This is a genomic window from Bacillus cereus group sp. MYBK30-2, assembly GCF_051915945.1.
GTDB lineage: Bacteria > Bacillota > Bacilli > Bacillales > Bacillaceae_G > Bacillus_A > Bacillus_A paramycoides.
Genome location: NZ_JBQAFR010000001.1, coordinates 1,699,417 through 1,718,800, shown reverse-complemented (window position 1 = coordinate 1,718,800; position 19,384 = coordinate 1,699,417). Strand labels below are relative to the sequence as shown.

Sequence of the window (19,384 nt, the reverse complement as noted above, 5' to 3'; positions counted from 1 at the left end):
AAAGGGATAGCTATTACAATGCTATCCTTTTTTATATACAATCGTAATAAAATGTTGATTTTATAAAGAAAAAGAATAATTTTTGTTATAATTAGTTGAAAAAGAAAACTGAGCATAAACCGTTTCATATAAAACAGGAGTTGGTTAATATGAGTGATAATAATAAAGAGCGATGTATAAAAGTGAGTGTTAATTTTGAGGAGTTTAAAAGGTTGAAAGTTTTCTCTAATCAAAATAACACTAATACAGATTATTCTGGTTCAATTGTTTCTCAATTATCTCAAGATATACATAACAGTAATCCAGCCCCTTACTTATTATCTGGATATAGGGGAGTAGGGAAAACAACTTTAATAAAAAAAGTTGAAAAAGAATTAAAGAACCTATCTGTGAATGAAAATAAAACTAGAATTTTTGTATATGTTAGCATTCCGAAATATCAAGATATTACTCTTATTCTTCGGAAAATAAGCAGAGCTTTGTATAAAGCAATTTTAGAATATGAAGAGAAACATACCAATTTTCAATTCGATGAAAAGATTAAATCAAAAGTAGAAATGTTATATATGAAAACATTTTATGAAATAACAGATTCATATAAAATAATTAATAAATTAGAAAATCAAGTTACTCTTTCAAGTGAATTGAATTTGAAAAAATTTTTAAATTCTATTATTCCTCCAGTTGTAGTATTTCTAGTTTCTTTGTCTAGTCTTAATATTTCTATGAATTTTGGGATGGTTTCTTCAGTAATTTCGGCAATTTGGTTAGTGTTGGAAGCTAAAACTAGTTATAAGTATTCTAATAGTAGGCAAAAAGAAAAAGAAGATGTTATTAAAAGGTTATATGATAATGAAATTGCAGAAGTCGAATTAATTGAAGTATTAAAGGAAATCAGTAATGACATAAGTGTAGTGTTAGTACTTGATGAAATAGATAAAATTGAAAAAGATGACGAGGTTAGTACTTTAGTTAATGAACTTAAGCCATTAATGTTATCAGAGTATGTTTACACTGTATTGGTAACGGGACAAAATTTATTTTATCAGTATCATTTAGCTAATAGTAAAGATAATGCTGTAATATCAAGTTTATTTTCGAAGGTTGTTCATGTACCTATTCTCGATATAAATATATTTGAAAAAATGATTGATGGAATTTTCGAAAATGTAGAAAAGAAAAATCGAGATTTAACTAAATATTATCTTAAAAATAAGATTTTTGAGGCGAATAGAATTCCGAGAAGGTTTTTTAGTTTAATTCAACAAGATATAGAATGGGATAATAATAAGGCGTATATAAATATAAATCCAGAGCAGTCATACTATCTTAAGTGGAACTCTGAAGTTTTTGATATTATCACTAATATAGAAGATGAACTAAAAGATGAGTATGAGTATTCACAAGGAATAGTAGATTTTCTACTTAATCAACTCTATAATTGGGTGAAAAAGATTATATCTTCTGGTACAGGATTTACTAAAGAAACAATATTGATGAATAGTGTTGAAGATAGTCATCCATTGAAGGAATTTAAAGCACTGGAAGACTATCTAGATAGTTTACTTAATAAAATGCTAGAATCAAATAAAATCATAAAAGTTGAATCAAGTGAAGAAGAAATAAAGTATCAAATTAAATATAATAGAGAATTATTAAAAGGAATGAAAGGGAAATCTACTTCTCTTGAAAACGAGCATAATATTAATTATCTAAATAAAGTTTATTCATTTATAGAGATGATAAACAAGATATATACTAACTTATTTGAGGGAAGTTATTTAGATGGAAATATTAGTTCTGTAGATGAGAATATTAGTATTGAATATAAGTTAATTAGAATAATTTATCTAAATAATGAAGATGTATTATTAAATCAAAATTATGATGTGAATATTTTGGGAAATGATAGTCTAATCCAAGATATGTTAAGTTTAATAGATGGAAAACTTGAATCTGATATTAATCAAGGACTAAAAAATAATTTAGGACGATTGAATCAATATAAATCTACTTTATTAGAAGAGTATGTATTTTATTTAGTTGGAAAATCTTTTTCGAATGAATTCAAAGTTAATTTTGGTAACCATTATTTTAAAAAGAATTCAGCTTATACTTCAGTTAATAATTCGGATATTATTGCAAGCAGTAGTGAAAGTACATATTTATTTGAAATTAAATTGGCAAGAAATAAGAAAACTGCTCGATTGATGTTAAAAAATTCCTTAAGGGATGTCGATAAAATCCTGGAACAACATTCAATAGATACTAATCATGTAACGCTAAGTATACTTATTTTTATTGAGGATGATATTCTAGATGAAAAAGAAGAAATACAAATTTTAAGAAGTTTTAAAGAGCAACTTAAACAATACGAAAATTGTTTGAAAGTAAAATTAATAACCGATTTTAGTGCTAAGCAAATTAATGGGATTTTGGAAGAGTTATTAGATGAGAATAAGGAAATTCAAAACATGTTAGGGTACAAATAGTTGTATTATATCGAAGGTGCTAATGATATTTACCATGTTTGTAGATAATTATAACTAAATAATGAGTTTATAAATAAAGACAGGGGCAACTTATAAGCTCTCTGTCTTTGTTATTTAATATTTGGTATTTAAAGGTATAATGGTGGGGATTTTTGTTATTGTGTTGAGATTTGTTAGAGAGCATGTGCGGATAACGCTTATTGATTCTTGATACTGGTAGGAGGCAAAATTGAAGTCCATAATGCCAAGATTACACGCTATAATAAAATTACCATATACAGCACAGTTAAGGACTCCAAGGAGGCTCTTAACGATGAATGGAAGCGTCAAAATAGATAAGAAAACAGGAAAGTATTTTTATATTGTAGATATTGGTATTGACCCTTTAACAGGCAAAAGAAAACAAAAAAAGAAAAGGGGATTCATTACTAAAAAAGAAGCAGAAAATGCTTTAACAAAGCTGCTATCAGAAGTTCATACTGGGGCATATGTAGAACCTAGTAAGTTACTTTATGGTGAGTATCTTGAGAGTTGGTTTAATACAAAGAAGCACAGTGTCGGTATTCAAACAGCAAGAGTACTGAAAGGATACTTAAATAGCCGTATCATTCCTTCTCTAGGCAATATCAAACTAGCCAAGTTAACATCATTGCATATGCAAAACTACGTTAATTCACTGCGAGACGAAAGTTTAAAGAGGGGAACAATTGAGAAGATAATCAAAATCATTCGGAACTCTCTTGAACATGCAATTGATTTAGAGTTAATTACTAAAAACGTTGCAGTGAAAACCAAGTTGCCTAAAGGTGATAAAGAAGAGTTGACTGTGTGGAACGAACAGGAAGTACAGTTGTTCTTAAAAGTTGCGGAGGACAGCAGATATTCTACTATCTTTCATTTAGCGCTTGTAACTGGAATGAGACAAGGTGAATTGCTAGGATTACGGTGGAAAGATGTGGATTTAGAAAAGGGACATTTGACCATTAGTCAAACGTTAAGTCATGACGGGAAGACGTTCTTGCTTGGAGGAAAAACAAAATCAAGTTTAAGAAAAATACTACTACCTGCATCGACTGTAGCAAAGCTAAAGAAGCATAGAGCAGTCGTATTAAAAGAGAAGCTGAGTCAAGGTGAAGAATACCAAGAAAATGGCTTAGTGATGTGTACTCCTTCTGGAACACCAATTAATCCTGCTAATGTTAGATGAAGTCTAAACGCTTTAATTAAGAAAGCAGCTGTGCCAAAGATTCGCTTTCATGATTTACGTCATACACATGCAACTTTGCTATTGGCTAAAGGTGTAAATGTGAAAGTGATTTCTGAACGTTTAGGACATAGTAACATCAAGATTACATTAGATACTTATTCACACGTACTTCCAACGATGCAAGAAGATGCAGTGAATAAAATAGAAGAGATTTTGTAGGTAATGTGACCAAACTTGTGACCACGCCCCTTTTGAATATAAGTTTATAAAATAAAAAACCGCATCAAACGTTTATTTGACACGGTTTCTACAACTATGACCCCGGAGAGGCTCGAACTCACGACCTCCACCCTGTCAAGGTGGCGCTCTCCCTACTGAGCTACGGGATCTTCAAAAATGCTTATGTATTAACATCTTTAATAATTTATGCTAAAGCAATTATATATAATTAACTGAAATTTTACAATATTTTTAAAGTAAGTTTTTAAAGATAGAGTTTAATTTTAGAGGTTATATGTATGTTTTTATTTTTAATAAGTAGAAGATGCTGAAGTGTTATGATTTCCGATACCAATCCAGAGGACTTTCATCACTTAAATCAACAAGAAAAGGGAATAAGAAGCGTAAAGGTAAGCTTATAAGTTCTGGCATAGCGTTCAATGTTTTCTTTGATAGATATTGTCTTCCGAAACAATACGGACAATCTTTTTCAAAAGTCACGAGTATCGACCATACATCTTTTATTTTCCACTTCGTTTTACAATATGTACAACGCGCCATGGAGTTCCTCCTTATTTTTAATGTTTTTTAATATATTCCATTTCATTGTACTAAAGTCAATTGTATTTGGTGTGATAAAATGTAAGTTGTTTTGTTTTTATATGGATGTATTCAGTAATTTATGACCAATTATATATCGGATGAAGGTTATGTAGGATAAGAGATTTTTATTTTTAATATTTAAATTGGCCAATATATCCTTTTTACAATTTTCAAGAAATCATGTATAACAGAAGTACAAGATTATTTTATAAATATACAGGAGTAGAGGGAGAATAGTTGTAATGGTAAGAAAAACGTTTAAGATGCGTGTGTCTAGAAATAGAACGATTTCGATTAATGGTTCGATTCTTGATGTGGATGTTACACATGATGAGTTTTTGCAAGAGTTTGTTGAGTGGGTCGATTCTAAAGGTTGGTCATTTATGGGGATGACGGATGAGATTACGGCCGAGGAAGCTGGACAAAAGTTAATAGACTCGTTGATCGATGAGAAGGATAAGAAAGAGTAATTCCTTCTTATTTTTTATTGTATATTTATGTTCTTTATCGTAAAAATATGATATAGTAAAAAACAGTGAATATTCTTCCAATTTAATACAAATTACATATAGATTGGTAGAGTCATTTGATAGAGTGTGAAAGTAAAGTGAAAAGGGAGAGTCATATGGTTAATTTTAAGAAAATTTCGGCTTTTGTTATAGTTATTTGTTTATTTTTTTTGACACCTATGACGTTATATGCTGAGACGAATGTTGGAGTGAATCCAGAGCAAGTGGCACCGCCACCTGCGGAAGGGCCAAATGTATTTAGTCAGTTTGCGACTACGATTGATGCGAAAACAGGAGATGTCCTATATGACAAAAATGCACATCATCGTGCGTTTCCTGCTAGTATGACGAAAGTGTTAACGGCGATTTTGCTGATGGAGCATACGAAGCCAGAGGATCAATTTACGTTTTCGCAATTAGCATTAGATCAAGAGAAGAGTAATTATCAAATTGAGTTTCAAGCTGGTGAGACTATTAATAGAGATACTGCACTTATGATTTTAATGGTGTTAAGTGCGAATGATGTATCGTATGCGATTGCGGAGCATATTGGAGGAAGTGTTGAAAATTTCGCCAATATGATGAACGAAAAGGCGAAGCAATTAGGAGCTAAAGATAGTCATTTTGTAACACCAAATGGGTTGCATGATCCGAATCATTATACGACGCCATATGATATGGCAATGATTACGAGAGGTGTGCAAAAGTATCCTGAAATTTTGCAAGCGATGAATACGAAAAGAACGACGGTTACGACATCTAGGCAGACAGTATCTATTTTTAATAAGTCTACTTATTTTGAAAATCCATATAGTATTGGTGGGAAGACGGGTTTTACGAATGAAGCGCGTAATACGCTCGTTTTATTAAATGAGAAAGATGGAAATCGCATAATAAATGTAGTGATGGCTTCTCAAAGACCTGAAATTTATGAAGATTTAAAGCAGATGGCTGAATATTCTTTTGGCCAATTTGCGAAACAAACTGTACTAGATAAAAATAATTGGCATCAAAAGACAACGTATTTAAATAAAGATGTTGATAGTGAACTTGAAAAAAGTGTAGATCTTATGCTTAAGAAAGATGAAGGGAAAAATGTGAAAACTACTTTCCGAGCGGCGTCATTAGATAAAGAATCTTTGTATCATAAAGGAATTCATCGTGGTGAGATAGTTGGTGCAGTTGATATTACGAAAAACAATCAAACGATCGCGACTATTAACGTTCTTTCAAAAGAAGATGTTACTTTTGCGATGCCAAAAAAAGATACAGTGGAGCCTGAAGTAAAGGACTCGAATGTAAAAATGATAAGTATTGGAATAGGAAGTATTGTATTATTTGGCGCACTACTATATGTAATTTTGCGTCGTAATAAACAAGGGGTTAAATCAGAGGAAAAGTAAGTTGTTATGAAAACTGCGAAGAAATTTGTTCGCAGTTTTTTGTTGTATTAACATATATTTAAAAAGAGATGTTGATTAAAAATTCGGAGTTTACAAATAATTGTAAATTTTGACCTTGCATTTCTTATTTGTTCGTTATATTATTTGTATATGTTCTTTTTGAAGAACGGTATGGATGTTATTAATTTCAAAATAATATAAAACAGCGGAGAGGGAGAGATACGATGAAATTAGTTTGGAAGATTATTAGCAACGTTATCTCATTTGTTTTATTTGCATTGATGGTTTTTTTAGCTTTTGTAGTTATTTCGTCAAAAGCGAGTGGCGGGGATCCGACTGTGATGGGATATCAATTTAAAACAGTGTTATCAGGATCGATGGAACCGACATTTTTAACAGGATCAATTATTGCGGTAGAGCCAACTAAAGATGGTTCTAAATATAAAAAAGGCGATGTTATTACGTTTAAAGAGAAAGATAACAAAATTATCACTCACCGTATTATCGGTGTGAAAGATACAAATGGAAAAGTAATGTATGAAACAAAAGGGGATAACAACAACGGAGCAGATTTAGAGCCAGTACTTGCAGAGAACGTAATTGGAAAGTACGGAGACATTACAGTACCGTATGTTGGTTATTTACTGAATTATGCGAATTCAAAAGCGGGAGCTGCATTACTTCTTATTATTCCTGGAGTCTTTTTACTTGGCTATTCCGCAATTTCTATTTTTGGTGCTATTCGTAGTATCGATGGGGAAAAGAAAGATAAAAAAGTAGAACAATCCGTATAGTTATTTTGGTTATATCTTCCTATTAGGAAGTTAACAAATATATATTATGGGGGATTTGGACATGACTTTAAAGAAAAAATTAGGAATGGGTATCGCATCAGCAGTACTAGGAGCAGCATTAGTTGGTGGAGGAACATTTGCATTCTTTAGCGACAAAGAAGTGTCAAACAATACATTTGCGGCTGGTACACTTGATTTAGCGGCAAACCCATCGACAGTTGTTGATGTATCGAATTTAAAGCCTGGTGATACAATTAAAAGAGATTTTAAACTAGAAAATAAAGGCTCTTTAGACATTAAAAAAGTTTTACTAAAAACAGATTACAAAGTAATCGATGCGAAGGGCGACAATAAAGATGATTTTGGTAAACATATTAAAGTAACATTCTTAAAAAATGTAGATAAGCATGAAACAATTGTAAAAGAAACAACACTAGATAAATTGAAGGGTGACACACTTACAGCGGTTGATAATGATTTATCTGCTTGGTTCTGGGATGAAAAAGGTATTTCTGCAGGTAAGTCGGATAAATTTACAGTGAAATTCGAGTTTGTTGATAATAAAAAAGACCAAAATGAATTCCAAGGCGATAAACTAAATTTAATTTGGACGTTTGATGCACAACAAACAGATGGTACAGAAAGATAATATAATATAAAAGGGGCTATCACCTTGATAGCCCCTTTTACAGTTAAATAGTGTGGATTGGAATGTATTTTCTAGGATATGGCTATCATTTTGTACAAGTCTTTATTATAATGAAAGTAACGTTCTGTATAAAGAACACATTGTTCGATGGGAGAGATTCAGATGCTGAAAACACCTCGCAAATTAAAAAAGATGCTTATATTGCCGTGTATGTGCTCTATTACGTTTTATTTAGGCTCTCAAATGATGACGTATACAGAAGCTGCATTTATTCATGAAACGAAAGTAGAAGCCACTCTTTCTACAGCGATTATATTTCCGAAAACAGTTGATACGTTAAAGGAGCAAGCTGAGCAACATAAGCAGTATATTGGACATGAGTATGGAGAAATGAAAGCGAAATTGAAAGTTACTTCTATTGAAGAAATAGAACAGGCAATTGTTGTATGGCAGCAAGGACGTGAGAAAATTGCTTCTGAGAAGGAGGCTTTACAAAAAGTATATACTTTAATAGAAACTCCTTACAATCAAATACAAGAAGAATTAAAAGTGAATAAAAGTGAATCAATTCAGCAAGTATCCTCGTATGTGAACGAAGGTTGTCATAGTATTAAAGAGAAGTGTGATTATGTTGATAAAGAGGCTAGTTTGCCAGCAATTGATGAACAAATTCAGGCTTTACAACAACTATTAAAAGATGAAACGGTAAAGAAACAGAATGAAATAGAAGAACAGAAGAAAGCAGAAGAACAGAAGAAGGTAGAAGAACAGAAGAAAGCAGAAGAACAGAAGAAAGCAGAAGAACAAAAGAAGGTAGAAGAACAGAAGAAAGCAGAAGAACAGAAGAAAGCAGAAGAACAGAAGAAAGTAGAAGAGCAGAAAAAGCTAGAAGAACAGAAAAAATAGAAACAGATAAACAGTCTGATCAAATGGAGTATGAAAAGGCTACTTCAACTGATCCAGTGAAACAATTGAAAAATAATAATGTGGTGCAAGAGAAAACGAATGAATAAGCTGTAAATAGCTATAAAAAATATTAATGTTTATATGAGTGTGAGGGAACGTCAGCCCTCACCTCTTTGTCTTACTCTCTTTTTTTATAAAATGTATTTGAGTGTGGAACAAGTGCTAAATTAGTAAAGTATTAATCGTATGTTTTCTGAAAAATCAAAACAATATTGAGAAATAAAAATAATTGAAAATATATATTGTATTTACATAGATTCGTTCGTTATAATGAACATAAGGTTTTTAAAAAAGAACGAATATTAGCTTAGCTAATATAGTTTTAGTTACATCTCTTATTTCAAATAAGAGATAGCAATGTAAAAATACAAAAAACAGCTAGGGGGAATTGATTGTGAGTCTGAAAAAGAAATTAGGTATGGGAGTTGCATCAGCAGCATTGGGGTTATCTTTAATTGGTGGAGGAACATTCGCTTACTTTAGCGATAAAGAAGTATCAAACAATACATTTGCAGCTGGGACGTTAGATCTTACATTAAACCCTAAAACGCTTGTAAATATTGATAATTTAAAACCAGGGGATTCTGTTAAGAAAGAGTTCTTATTAAAGAATAGCGGTACTTTAGCGATTAAAGACGTTAAATTAGCGACAAAGTATTCTGTGAAAGATGCAAAAGGCGATAATGCTGGAGAAGACTTTGGTAAGCATATTAAAGTGAAATTCATTTGGAACTGGGATAAACAAAGTGAACCTGTTTATGAAACAACATTAGCAGAATTACAAACGTTAGATCCAGACGTTGTTGCTAAAGATGTTTTTGCTCCTGAATGGAGTGAAAAAGGTGGTTTAGAAGCTGGATCAGAAGACTATCTATGGGTACAATTTGTATTCGAAGATGATGGTAAAGATCAAAATAAATTCCAAGGCGATTCATTAAACTTAGAATGGACATTCAACGCGAGCCAAACAGATGGCGAAGAAAAATAATAAATCAAAAAGCGGGTATCTCCCGCTTTTTTTTTATAAAGAAAAAAGGAGCGCTAGTCTTATATGCTCCTTCATATATATTATTTTTGATTTTGCTTCCACTGTGTAAATTCTAGAAATTCACGGAATTGTTCTTTTGAGACACCGGAGCTCATTGCATCTTTAACAAGTTGTGTCCATTCGGAGTCCAGGTGGCTTTCCGTTGTTGTTTCATCATGAAGTAAAGTATCAACTGGAATTTGTAGAACTGCTGCAATTTTTTCAAGAAACTGAATGGAAGGGTTTTTTTGTAAATTCCGTTCTATGGAACTAATGTAAGATTTAGCGACACCAGCTTTTTCGGCGAGTTCTGTTAATGAAATCCCTTTTTGTAAACGAAGGCGTTTTATACGTTCTCCAATCATATTTGCGCACCTTTCTATCAATGTGTAGTCGTCTTATGATGTCATTATTATAACATAAACTTCGTTAAAAAGAACGAGGCTATTGTGCTTGGCTCGTTTGCTTCATACGTTGAAAAAAGTATTCAATCTCTTGCAGGGCAATACCAGAATCTAGGGCTTCAAGTATTAAATCAATCCATTCTGGATCTAGTGAGTCCGCCTTATCTTTGTACAAGTGTGATTCCTCCCTAATTATTGGTCATAATTGCAGCTACATAGTAGACGATAATTGAACTGAATTTTATATTTTATGTGTCAAATTATCGAATATTGTGTAGATAAAATCCCCATTAAATTCCCTCAGTAAAAATTATAAAGTGTTCGCCAAAATTTTTCAATATTTTCAGAAAACATTGATGAATTGTGATATATTCGTATGCTAACTAAGAAATTTTTACAAATATATTAAAAAAATTACATAATATAACTAAATATTGAAAAAATATTGAATTTTTAATAAAATTCAATATGTAATACATATTTTATATTAGGGGAGGAAATAAGGGATGAAAAAGAAACCGTTTAAAGTGTTATCATCAATCGCTTTGACAGCTGTTTTAGGTCTTTCATTCAGCGCTGGCAGCCAATCTGCGTATGCTGAAACGCCTGTGAATAAGGCAGCTACGAGCCCAGTTGATGACCACTTAATCCCAGAAGAAAGATTAGCAGATGCGCTAAAAAAACGTGGGGTAATTGATCAGTCTGCTTCAAGTGAAGAGACAAAGAAAGCTGTCGAAAAGTATGTAGAGAACAAGAAGGGTGAAGATCCTGGTAAAGAACAGCCAAATGGGGACCAGCTTACAAAAGAAGCATCTGACTTTTTAAAGAAAGTAAAAGATGCAAAGGCAGAGACGAAAGAAAAATTAGAGCAGCCAGCAAACGGGACTGCAGCAGGAACAGGTCCAGTTAAAGGGGGCTTAAATGGTAAAGTACCAACTTCACCAGCAAAACAAAAAGAGTATAACGGTGAAGTTCGTAAAGATAAAGTACTCGTTTTACTTGTAGAGTACGCTGATTTCAAACATAACAATATTGATAAAGAACCTGGCTATATGTATTCGAACGATTTTAATAAAGAACATTATGAAAAAATGTTATTCGGTAACGAGCCGTTTACGTTAGATGATGGAAGTAAAATTGAAACGTTTAAACAATATTATGAAGAACAATCTGGTGGTAGCTACACAGTGGATGGAACAGTTACAAAATGGTTAACAGTTCCAGGTAAAGCAGCTGATTATGGTGCAGATTCTCCAAATGGCGGCCATGATAATAAAGGACCAAAAGGACCACGTGATTTAGTAAAAGATGCACTAAAAGCAGCTGTAGATAGCGGTATTGATTTATCAGAGTTTGATCAATTTGATCAATATGATGTAAATGGAGATGGAAATAAAAATCAACCAGACGGTTTAATCGATCATTTAATGATTATTCATGCGGGTGTTGGACAAGAAGCTGGTGGCGGTAAATTAGGCGACGACGCAATTTGGTCACATCGCTGGACAGTTGGACCAAAGCCATTCGCAATTGAAGGAACAAAAGCGAAAGTTCCGTATTGGGGCGGGAAGATGGCTGCATATGATTACACAATTGAGCCAGAAGATGGCGCAGTTGGTGTATTCGCACATGAATATGGTCATGACTTAGGTCTTCCGGATGAGTATGATACACAATATAGCGGTAATGGTGAGCCGGTTGAAGCTTGGTCTATTATGAGTGGCGGAAGCTGGGCTGGTAAAATCGCAGGAACAACGCCAACAAGTTTTTCACCGCAAAATAAAGAGTTTTTCCAAAAAACAATCGGTGGTAGCTGGGCGAATATCGCAGAGGTAGATTACGATAAGTTAAACAAAGGTATCGGTTTTGCAACGTATTTAGATCAAAGTGTTACGAAGTCGGATCGTCCAGGTCTGATTCGTGTTAACTTACCAGATAAAGATGTAAAAACGATTGCACCAGCATTCGGTAAACAATATTATTACAGCACAAAAGGTGATGACCTTCACACAAAAATGGAGACACCGCTGTTCGATTTAACGAATGCAACGACTGCGAAATTCGATTTCAAGTCATTATATGAAATTGAAGCAGGTTACGATTTCCTTGAAGTACACGCTGTAACAGAAGACGGTAAACAAACGTTAATTGAACGTCTTGGTGAGAAAGCAAATAGTGGAAATGCAGATACGACAAATGGAAAATGGATTGACAAATCATACGATTTAAGTCAGTTCAAAGGTAAGAAAGTGAAATTAACATTTGATTACATTACTGATGGTGGTCTAGCATTAAATGGATTCGCTCTTGATAATGCGTCATTAACAGTAGATGGTAAAGTTGTATTCTCTGATGATGCAGAAGGTACACCACAATTTAAATTAAATGGTTTCGTTGTATCTAACGGAACAGAGAAGAAAAAACATAACTACTATGTAGAGTGGAGAAACTATGCTGGAGCAGATAACGCATTGAAATTTGCTCGTGGTCCAGAATATAACACTGGTATGGTGGTATGGTATGCGGATTCAGCTTACACAGATAACTGGGTGGGTGTACATCCAGGACACGGTTTCCTTGGTGTAGTTGATTCTCACCCAGAAGCAATTGTAGGAACTTTAAATGGCAAACCAACAGTTAAGAGTAGTACACGATTCCAAATCGCTGATGCGGCGTTCTCATTCGATAAAACACCAGCTTGGAAAGTTGTATCTCCAACGCGTGGAACGTTCACGTACAATGGTTTAGCGGGCGTGCCGAAGTTTGATGATTCTAAAACGTATATTAATCAGCAGATTCCAGATGCAGGACGTATTTTACCGAATCTTGGTCTGAAGTTTGAAGTAGTAGGACAAGCTGATGATAATTCTGCAGGTGCTGTTCGTTTATATCGTTAATACAGTAAAACTACCGAGGGATTTTCTTTCGGTAGTTTTTTTGAGCAATGAATTTTATATAAAAGAAAAAGTTATATATAATGTAACTTTACGAATAAAAAAGTTTTATATGTTATTTCTATATAAATAATGAAAGAACTGGATAAAAATAGTGGGAGAAGGTGAATGAATGAGTATTTCTTCTATTGTAAATAAGCAAAAGGAATATTTTTATAAAGGGCATACGAGAAGTGTAGAAATAAGAAAGAGTAATTTACAGAAGCTTTATGATGGGATTCAGCGTTTTGAGGATGAAATTTTTCAAGCACTGAAAGTAGATTTAAATAAGTCAATTCACGAATCGTTTACAACTGAAATCGGATATGTGCTAAAAGAAATTTCTTTCCAAATGCAACATATTTCATCATGGAGTAAACCAAGACGTGTTCGAACAGCTCTTACGCATTTTGGATCAAAGGGGAAAATAGTACCAGAACCGTACGGTGTAACGCTTATTATCGCACCATGGAATTATCCGTTTCAATTAGCAATCGCGCCTCTTGTTGGAGCCCTAGCAGCGGGAAACACAGTTATTTTAAAGCCTTCTGAGTTAACGCCAAATGTTTCAAAGGTTCTTGTGAAAATGTTAGAAGAGTTATTTACAGAAGAACTTGTGGCGGTAGTAGAAGGTGGTGTTGAAGAAAGTACGGCTTTGTTAAAGGAACCATTTGACTATATTTTCTTTACAGGTAGTGTTGGTGTGGGGAAAGTTGTCATGGAAGCAGCGGCGAAAAATTTAACGCCTCTTACGCTAGAACTTGGTGGGAAAAGTCCATGTATTGTACATAAAGATGCAAAGCTAGATGTAACGGCAAGACGTATTGTTTGGGGCAAGTTTTTGAATGCTGGGCAGACATGTGTAGCGCCTGATTATATGTACGTTCATTCGTCAGTGAAAGAACAGTTAATCAAGGCATTGCGACATGAAATTGCAGAGCAGTATGGAAAAGATGCTTTACAAAATGACAGTTACGTACGAATTGTGAGTGAGCGTCATTTTGAACGTTTATGTACATTTTTACAAGACGGTAATCCAGTGATTGGTGGGAATTATAAGAAAGAAACGTTACATATTGAGCCGACAGTATTAACAAATGTTACATGGCAAGACTCTGTGATGGAAGATGAAATTTTTGGCCCGATTTTACCAATACTAGAATATGACAAAATAGAAGATGTAATTGAAACGATTCAGCAACATCCAAAGCCGTTAGCACTATATGTATTTTCTGAGGATAAAGGTGTACAAGATAAGGTTACTAGAAATATTTCATATGGCGGAGGATGTATAAATGATGTTGTATATCATCTTGCAACGCCATATTTACCTTTTGGGGGCGTTGGAAGCAGTGGATTAGGAGGATATCATGGTAAAGAAAGTTTTCGAACTTTTTCCCATTATAAAAGCATTTTGTCCCAATCTACAGCGTTCGATATGAAAATTCGTTATTCTTCTACAAAAAGTGCTTTAAAATTTATACGAAAGTTGTTAAAATGATGATGGTGTTTATCAGTAGGCGTAGCCGTATGATAAAAGCCCCTTCGCAATGGAAGGGGTTTTTCTGTTCGACATATGTATCGTGCGAAAATGAATCAAACATACTACATAAAGAATAGAAGAGAACGCTTGCTAAATAACCATTTTTGTTTGGATCGAAACAAAAAATAGTCTATAGAACATAAATATTTATTCATGAATATAAAAATTTAAATTTAAGGTAGATAGGACGGGAAAATGAAAAAGATTATTAAAGTTGAAGCAGTAGAAAAACATTTTGGAAATCAAGTGATTATCCCACCTCTTTCTTTAGACATTAAAGAAGGAGAATTTTTAACGATTTTAGGACCGAGTGGTTGCGGGAAAACGACTTTGCTTCGTATGATCGCGGGTTTTGAAACTCCAACTAAAGGGAATCTTTTGTTAGACGATGAAAAAATTAATGATTTGCCGCCGTACAAGCGTCATATGAATTTAGTGTTCCAACATTACGCACTATTCCCACATATGAATGTCGAAAAAAATATTTGTTTCGGTATGAAAATGCAAAAAGTACCAGCAGCAGAACAGAAAGAACGTGCTGAAGAGGCAATGCGTTTAACGCAGTTACTTGAGTTCCGTAATCGTAAACCTTCGAAGCTTTCTGGTGGACAGCAGCAACGTGTAGCAATTGCTAGGGCAATTGTAAACAACCCACGTGTATTACTATTAGATGAGCCACTTGGAGCGCTTGACTTTAAGTTAAGAAAAGATTTGCAACGTGAATTGAAAAACTTACAACGTAATTTAGGAATTACGTTCATATATGTAACGCACGATCAAGAAGAAGCGATGAGCATGAGTGATCGTATTGTTGTTATGAATAAAGGGCATATCGAACAAGTCGGCACGCCTAAAGAAATTTATAATCAACCGAAAACGTTGTTCGTTGCAACGTTCATCGGTGAAAATAATATCGTGAAAAATGGGGAAAACTACGTAGCAGTTCGCCCTGAAAATGTAAAAGTTCGTTCGGTTGAGCAACCAATTTTAAAAGAATACCATCTGGGGCATATTGAAGATATTGAGTTTGTTGGAAATATGGAAAAGCTTTATGTACGTGATGAGAAAACATCGGAATTACTAATGGCATACCAAACTGCTGAAGAAGCAGCGCAGTGGAGCATTGGAGATAATGTATACGTAGGCTGGGAGCAAGAGGACGAGGTGACCTTAAATTGAAAAAAGGGAAATTACTCGCATTACCTACAGTCACGTGGCTGTTAATCTTTTTCTTATTTCCGCTTCTATTCGTATTAGCATTCGCCTTTTTACAGCGCGGAGCATACGGGACAGTGGAAATGCAGTTTACGCTAGATAATATAGTGCGTGTGTTTGATCCGCTGTATATGGGTACGTTATGGGAAACAGTAAAGATAGCTGTTATTACAACAGTACTATGTTTATTAATCGGTTATCCATTTGCGTATACAATTACAATTGTTGATCGTAAATATCGTTCCATTCTATTATTATTAGCAACGATTCCATTCTGGATTAACTTCCTTGTTCGTTCATACGCATGGATTGTTATTTTACGTTCACAAGGTCTTGTAAACACATTGCTATTGAAACTAGGTATTATTAGTGAGCCTTTAAATTTACTATATAATACACCTTCTGTAGTACTAGGGATGGTTTATTCTTTATTACCATTTATGATTTTACCAGTGTATGCGGCTATTGAGCAGCTTGATAAGCGTAAGCTAGAAGCAGCTTATGATTTAGGTGCAACACCAGTAAAGGCATTTTGGAATGTAACATTACCGATGACAATGTCAGGAGTTGCTACTGGTTCTATTTTAGTATTCGTTTCTTCTATTGGAATGTTTGTTGTATCAGATGTAATGGGCGGATCGAAAGTAGCATTAATCGGAAACGTAATTCAAAACCAATTCTTAGGTGCGCGTGACTGGCCGTTTGGTTCTGCGTTATCAATTATCGTTGTTCTATTCTCTGTTCTGTTAATTTACTTATATTATCGTGCAACGAAGGTATATAAATATGATGAGAACGGAGGGGAATAGGCAACGATGAAGAAGTTTTTAGTTTCTTATTCTTGGTTAATTTTATTATTCTTGTATTTTCCAATGATGGTTTTAATGGTATATTCCTTCAACGATTCCCGTATTAATGCGGAATGGGAAGGCTTTACATTCCATTGGTATACAGATTTATTTCAAAAACAAGATGTTATTGATGCGTTTATAAACAGTATGACGATCGCCATTATAACGACGGTTGTAACGACCATTTTTGGTGTGATTTTTGCGATTGCATTACATCGTTATAAATATCGTTTTGAAGGGGCTATTAATGGACTTGTATACTTACCAATTTTAATTCCTGATATTTTAATGGGATTATCTTTACTAATCTTATTTAGCCAATTAGGTATGGAACTTGGACAAGTAACGATTATTATTGCGCACATTACATTTAGTATTTCATTTGTTGTTGTTATTTTAGCGGCCCGTCTTTCTAGTATGGGACGTGATTTAGAAGAGGCTGCAAATGATTTAGGAGCAACGCCTTGGCAAACGTTTCGCTATGTAACATTTCCAGCGATTGCGCCGGGAGTTGTTTCAGCAGCACTATTAACATTCACATTATCAATTGATGATTTTGTAATTAGTTTCTTCGTATCAGGACCAGGATCAACAACATTGCCATTATACATTTACAGTATGGTTAAGCGCGGAGTATCGCCTGAAATTAATGCTCTTTCTACAATTTTAATTGTTGTTATCGTAGGATTAATGGTTCTATCTGAAATCTTCCGTAACAAAGGTGCAGATGGTGAAGAAAACTCTGGAGGACACCTTCCTTTATAATACGAATGATATAGAAAGTACGAGGGGGTAATAAACCGATGAAATTAATGAAGAGATTAGCTGGTGTAGCAATTAGCTTCAGTCTTGTTGCAGGTGTACTTGCTGGTTGCGGCGAGAAGAAAGAAGAATTAAATATTTATAGCTGGGCTGATAATTTTGATGAGCAAGTTCTAAAGGATTTTGAAAAGAAATATAACGTGAAAATTAACTATGATAAATACGCAAGTAACGAAGAAATGCTTGCAAAATTACAAGCTGGCGGTGCGAAATACGATTTAATTCAGCCGTCTGATTACATGGTTAAAACAATGGCGAAAATGGACTTATTAGAGCCGTTAGATAAGAAGAATATTCCAAATATCGAAAATTTAGTTTCTAACTTTAAAACACCTCCATTTGACCCAGAGAATAAATATTCTCTAGTATATACTTGGGGTGTAACAGGAATCGCATACAATAAAAAGTATGTAAAAGAAGCACCTACAAGCTGGGCTGATTTATGGAACGATAAATATAAAGGACATGTTACTTTATTAAATGATTCTCGTGAAGTATTAGGAATGGGACTTAAGAAAAATGGTTTCTCTAATAGTACAAAAGAGGATGCACAGTTAAAGACGGCAGCTACTGATTTACAGAAGCTACTTCCAAACTTACTAGCATTTGATACAGATAACATTAAACAAAAATTCATTACAGAAGATGCGTGGATCGGGACTGTATGGTCTGGGGATGCAGCATTTATTGCAAAAGATAATAAAGATGTAGAATATGTTGTACCAAAAGAAGGCGGTACAATTTGGGCTGATACGTTAGCGATTCCAAAAGGTGCAAAGCATAAAGAACTTGCAGAGAAGTTTATGAACTACTTATTAGATGAAAAAGTAAGTGTGAAAAACTACGAGTCAATTGGTTACAGTAATCCAAATGAAAAAGCTCGTTCTCTTCATAGTAAAGAATATCGTGATAATCACATGATCTTCTTATCACCAGAAGAATTAAATCGTACAGAATGGCTTGTTGATGTAGACGATAAGTTAAAAGACTACGATCGCTACTGGACAGAGTTAAAAACAAAAGGTAAATAAGTAAGAAAATGCGGTTTCTAAATAGAAATCGCATTTTTTCATAAGTAGGAGGAAATCGTTTGAAGAAAAAATTACATCGATATGAGTTCATATGTATGATTTTATTACTTGCTTTATTCAGCATTATCGCCTGGAGAGTACAAGCAAGCGGAGTTACAGCAGTGGATACATATGTCCGTGGGATGGTAAAAGGATTGCAAACAGAAAGCTCACTTACATTCTTCACATACGTTACAAAGTTAGGATCTGCAATTGGAGTTATTACGACACTAATTATAAGTTTGCTCGTTTTTTGGAAAAAACGTTATTATGCTGCTATGATTGTGTATCCAATGGCTATACTAACGACACATCTTGTTAATAAAGGGATAAAAGAAATTGTAAAAAGAGACCGTCCGTCATTAAATGAGGCACTTGACGCACTTGGATATAGCTTCCCAAGTGGGCATGCAATGCTATCTATTATGACATTTGGTTTTCTTGCCTATATCATTGCTGCCAATTTGAAGAGTGTAGCTGGGAAATGTGGTATTACAATTTTGCTGGGCATATTAATTATATTGATTGGATTAAGTAGAGTTATTTTAAATGTACATTATCCAACTGATATTTTAGCTGGTTATTGCGTAGGTGGGATTTTGTTAATTATAGCGATTTATTGCCATCGTTTACTTACCGAGAGGTTGGGGCTAAATAACGAGAGATAGAAAAACGTC

17 protein-coding genes, 1 tRNA gene and 1 pseudogene are annotated in these 19,384 nt (G+C 33.8%); 15 read left to right on the top strand and 4 right to left on the bottom strand.

Annotated features, from left to right (window positions below; genetic code table 11):
• Positions 1–149 precede the first annotated feature (149 nt).
• Entirely contained in the window at positions 150–2,492 is a 2,343-nt protein-coding gene (locus tag ACTFQM_RS09070; protein WP_440034091.1) for an AAA family ATPase, read from the top strand.
• Positions 2,493–2,805: 313 nt separating this feature from the next.
• Positions 2,806–3,918: pseudogene (locus ACTFQM_RS09065) on the top strand (tyrosine-type recombinase/integrase).
• 97 nt (positions 3,919–4,015) lie between these two features.
• Here ACTFQM_RS09065 and ACTFQM_RS09060 read toward each other — a convergent pair.
• Both ACTFQM_RS09060 and ACTFQM_RS09055 read right to left on the bottom strand, forming a co-directional pair.
• Positions 4,016–4,088, bottom strand: a tRNA-Val gene (locus tag ACTFQM_RS09060).
• Positions 4,089–4,254: 166 nt separating this feature from the next.
• Entirely contained in the window at positions 4,255–4,479 is a 225-nt protein-coding gene (locus ACTFQM_RS09055) for a hypothetical protein (RefSeq protein WP_098474865.1), read from the bottom strand.
• A gap of 284 nt (positions 4,480–4,763) precedes the next feature.
• On the opposite strand from ACTFQM_RS09055, the gene ACTFQM_RS09050 reads away from it, so the two are divergent.
• From ACTFQM_RS09050 to calY, 6 genes are all read left to right on the top strand, one after another.
• A complete protein-coding gene (locus tag ACTFQM_RS09050) occupies positions 4,764–4,991 on the top strand; it encodes a hypothetical protein (protein ID WP_000251863.1) in 228 nt (75 codons plus the stop codon).
• Positions 4,992–5,146: 155 nt separating this feature from the next.
• A complete protein-coding gene (locus ACTFQM_RS09045) occupies positions 5,147–6,433 on the top strand; it encodes a D-alanyl-D-alanine carboxypeptidase family protein (protein ID WP_098304640.1) in 1,287 nt (428 codons plus the stop codon).
• A gap of 224 nt (positions 6,434–6,657) precedes the next feature.
• The gene (gene sipW, locus ACTFQM_RS09040) at positions 6,658–7,227 is read left to right on the top strand and encodes a signal peptidase I SipW (protein ID WP_071720128.1); all 570 of its coding nucleotides are present in this window, start codon (positions 6,658–6,660) and stop codon (positions 7,225–7,227) included.
• Between the two features lie 61 nt (positions 7,228–7,288).
• Complete coding sequence (locus ACTFQM_RS09035; RefSeq protein ID WP_440034090.1) at positions 7,289–7,876, top strand: TasA family protein; 588 nt, start codon at positions 7,289–7,291, stop codon at positions 7,874–7,876.
• 162 nt (positions 7,877–8,038) lie between these two features.
• The gene (locus ACTFQM_RS09030) at positions 8,039–8,782 is read left to right on the top strand and encodes a DUF4047 domain-containing protein (protein ID WP_440034089.1); all 744 of its coding nucleotides are present in this window, start codon (positions 8,039–8,041) and stop codon (positions 8,780–8,782) included.
• A 454-nt stretch (positions 8,783–9,236) separates the two neighbouring features.
• A complete protein-coding gene (gene calY / locus ACTFQM_RS09025; RefSeq protein WP_002170930.1) occupies positions 9,237–9,830 on the top strand; it encodes a biofilm matrix protein CalY in 594 nt (197 codons plus the stop codon).
• 80 nt (positions 9,831–9,910) lie between these two features.
• On the opposite strand, the gene ACTFQM_RS09020 is transcribed toward calY, so the two are convergent.
• Together ACTFQM_RS09020 and ACTFQM_RS09015 are read right to left on the bottom strand one after the other, a co-directional pair.
• A complete protein-coding gene (locus ACTFQM_RS09020; protein ID WP_002170931.1) occupies positions 9,911–10,234 on the bottom strand; it encodes a helix-turn-helix domain-containing protein in 324 nt (107 codons plus the stop codon).
• A 79-nt stretch (positions 10,235–10,313) separates the two neighbouring features.
• A complete protein-coding gene (locus ACTFQM_RS09015) occupies positions 10,314–10,448 on the bottom strand; it encodes an anti-repressor SinI family protein (RefSeq protein ID WP_002170932.1) in 135 nt (44 codons plus the stop codon).
• Between the two features lie 331 nt (positions 10,449–10,779).
• Between ACTFQM_RS09015 and inhA1 the strand changes: the two genes are divergently transcribed.
• The 7 genes from inhA1 to ACTFQM_RS08980 all read left to right on the top strand — a co-directional run bounded on the left by inhA1 (position 10,780) and on the right by ACTFQM_RS08980 (position 19,375).
• Positions 10,780–13,170 (top strand): M6 family metalloprotease immune inhibitor InhA1, encoded by a 2,391-nt coding sequence (gene inhA1 / locus ACTFQM_RS09010; protein ID WP_440034088.1) that lies wholly within the window; start codon positions 10,780–10,782, stop codon positions 13,168–13,170.
• A gap of 169 nt (positions 13,171–13,339) precedes the next feature.
• Positions 13,340–14,707 (top strand): aldehyde dehydrogenase, encoded by a 1,368-nt coding sequence (locus ACTFQM_RS09005; protein ID WP_440034087.1) that lies wholly within the window; start codon positions 13,340–13,342, stop codon positions 14,705–14,707.
• 237 nt (positions 14,708–14,944) lie between these two features.
• A complete protein-coding gene (gene potA, locus ACTFQM_RS09000; RefSeq protein WP_025151015.1) occupies positions 14,945–15,928 on the top strand; it encodes a spermidine/putrescine ABC transporter ATP-binding protein PotA in 984 nt (327 codons plus the stop codon).
• Entirely contained in the window at positions 15,925–16,773 is an 849-nt protein-coding gene (gene potB / locus ACTFQM_RS08995; RefSeq protein WP_025151014.1) for a spermidine/putrescine ABC transporter permease PotB, read from the top strand. The genes potA and potB overlap by 4 nt, the downstream gene beginning before the upstream one ends.
• A 6-nt stretch (positions 16,774–16,779) precedes the next feature.
• Positions 16,780–17,580: a spermidine/putrescine ABC transporter permease PotC gene (potC, locus tag ACTFQM_RS08990; RefSeq protein WP_440034086.1), complete on the top strand. Its 801-nt coding sequence runs from the start codon at positions 16,780–16,782 to the stop codon at positions 17,578–17,580.
• A gap of 38 nt (positions 17,581–17,618) precedes the next feature.
• Complete coding sequence (gene potD, locus ACTFQM_RS08985) at positions 17,619–18,668, top strand: spermidine/putrescine ABC transporter substrate-binding protein PotD (protein ID WP_440034085.1); 1,050 nt, start codon at positions 17,619–17,621, stop codon at positions 18,666–18,668.
• 59 nt (positions 18,669–18,727) lie between these two features.
• A complete protein-coding gene (locus ACTFQM_RS08980; protein WP_440034084.1) occupies positions 18,728–19,375 on the top strand; it encodes a phosphatase PAP2 family protein in 648 nt (215 codons plus the stop codon).
• Positions 19,376–19,384 lie beyond the last annotated feature (9 nt).

Excerpts from the sequence above, each read along its gene's own strand:
- ACTFQM_RS09070 (WP_440034091.1), top strand. The coding sequence starts at position 150 with ATGAGTGATAATAATAAAGAGCGATGTATAAAAGTGAGTGTTAATTTT.
- ACTFQM_RS09005 (WP_440034087.1), top strand. The coding sequence starts at position 13,340 with ATGAGTATTTCTTCTATTGTAAATAAGCAAAAGGAATATTTTTATAAA.
- sipW (WP_071720128.1), top strand. The coding sequence starts at position 6,658 with ATGAAATTAGTTTGGAAGATTATTAGCAACGTTATCTCATTTGTTTTA.
- potD (WP_440034085.1), top strand. The coding sequence starts at position 17,619 with ATGAAATTAATGAAGAGATTAGCTGGTGTAGCAATTAGCTTCAGTCTT.
- ACTFQM_RS09045 (WP_098304640.1), top strand. The coding sequence starts at position 5,147 with ATGGTTAATTTTAAGAAAATTTCGGCTTTTGTTATAGTTATTTGTTTA.
- ACTFQM_RS09055 (WP_098474865.1), bottom strand. The coding sequence starts at position 4,479 with ATGGCGCGTTGTACATATTGTAAAACGAAGTGGAAAATAAAAGATGTA.
- potA (WP_025151015.1), top strand. The coding sequence starts at position 14,945 with ATGAAAAAGATTATTAAAGTTGAAGCAGTAGAAAAACATTTTGGAAAT.
- potC (WP_440034086.1), top strand. The coding sequence starts at position 16,780 with ATGAAGAAGTTTTTAGTTTCTTATTCTTGGTTAATTTTATTATTCTTG.
- ACTFQM_RS09050 (WP_000251863.1), top strand. The coding sequence starts at position 4,764 with ATGGTAAGAAAAACGTTTAAGATGCGTGTGTCTAGAAATAGAACGATT.
- inhA1 (WP_440034088.1), top strand. The coding sequence starts at position 10,780 with ATGAAAAAGAAACCGTTTAAAGTGTTATCATCAATCGCTTTGACAGCT.
- ACTFQM_RS09030 (WP_440034089.1), top strand. The coding sequence starts at position 8,039 with ATGCTGAAAACACCTCGCAAATTAAAAAAGATGCTTATATTGCCGTGT.
- ACTFQM_RS09035 (WP_440034090.1), top strand. The coding sequence starts at position 7,289 with ATGACTTTAAAGAAAAAATTAGGAATGGGTATCGCATCAGCAGTACTA.
- ACTFQM_RS09020 (WP_002170931.1), bottom strand. The coding sequence starts at position 10,234 with ATGATTGGAGAACGTATAAAACGCCTTCGTTTACAAAAAGGGATTTCA.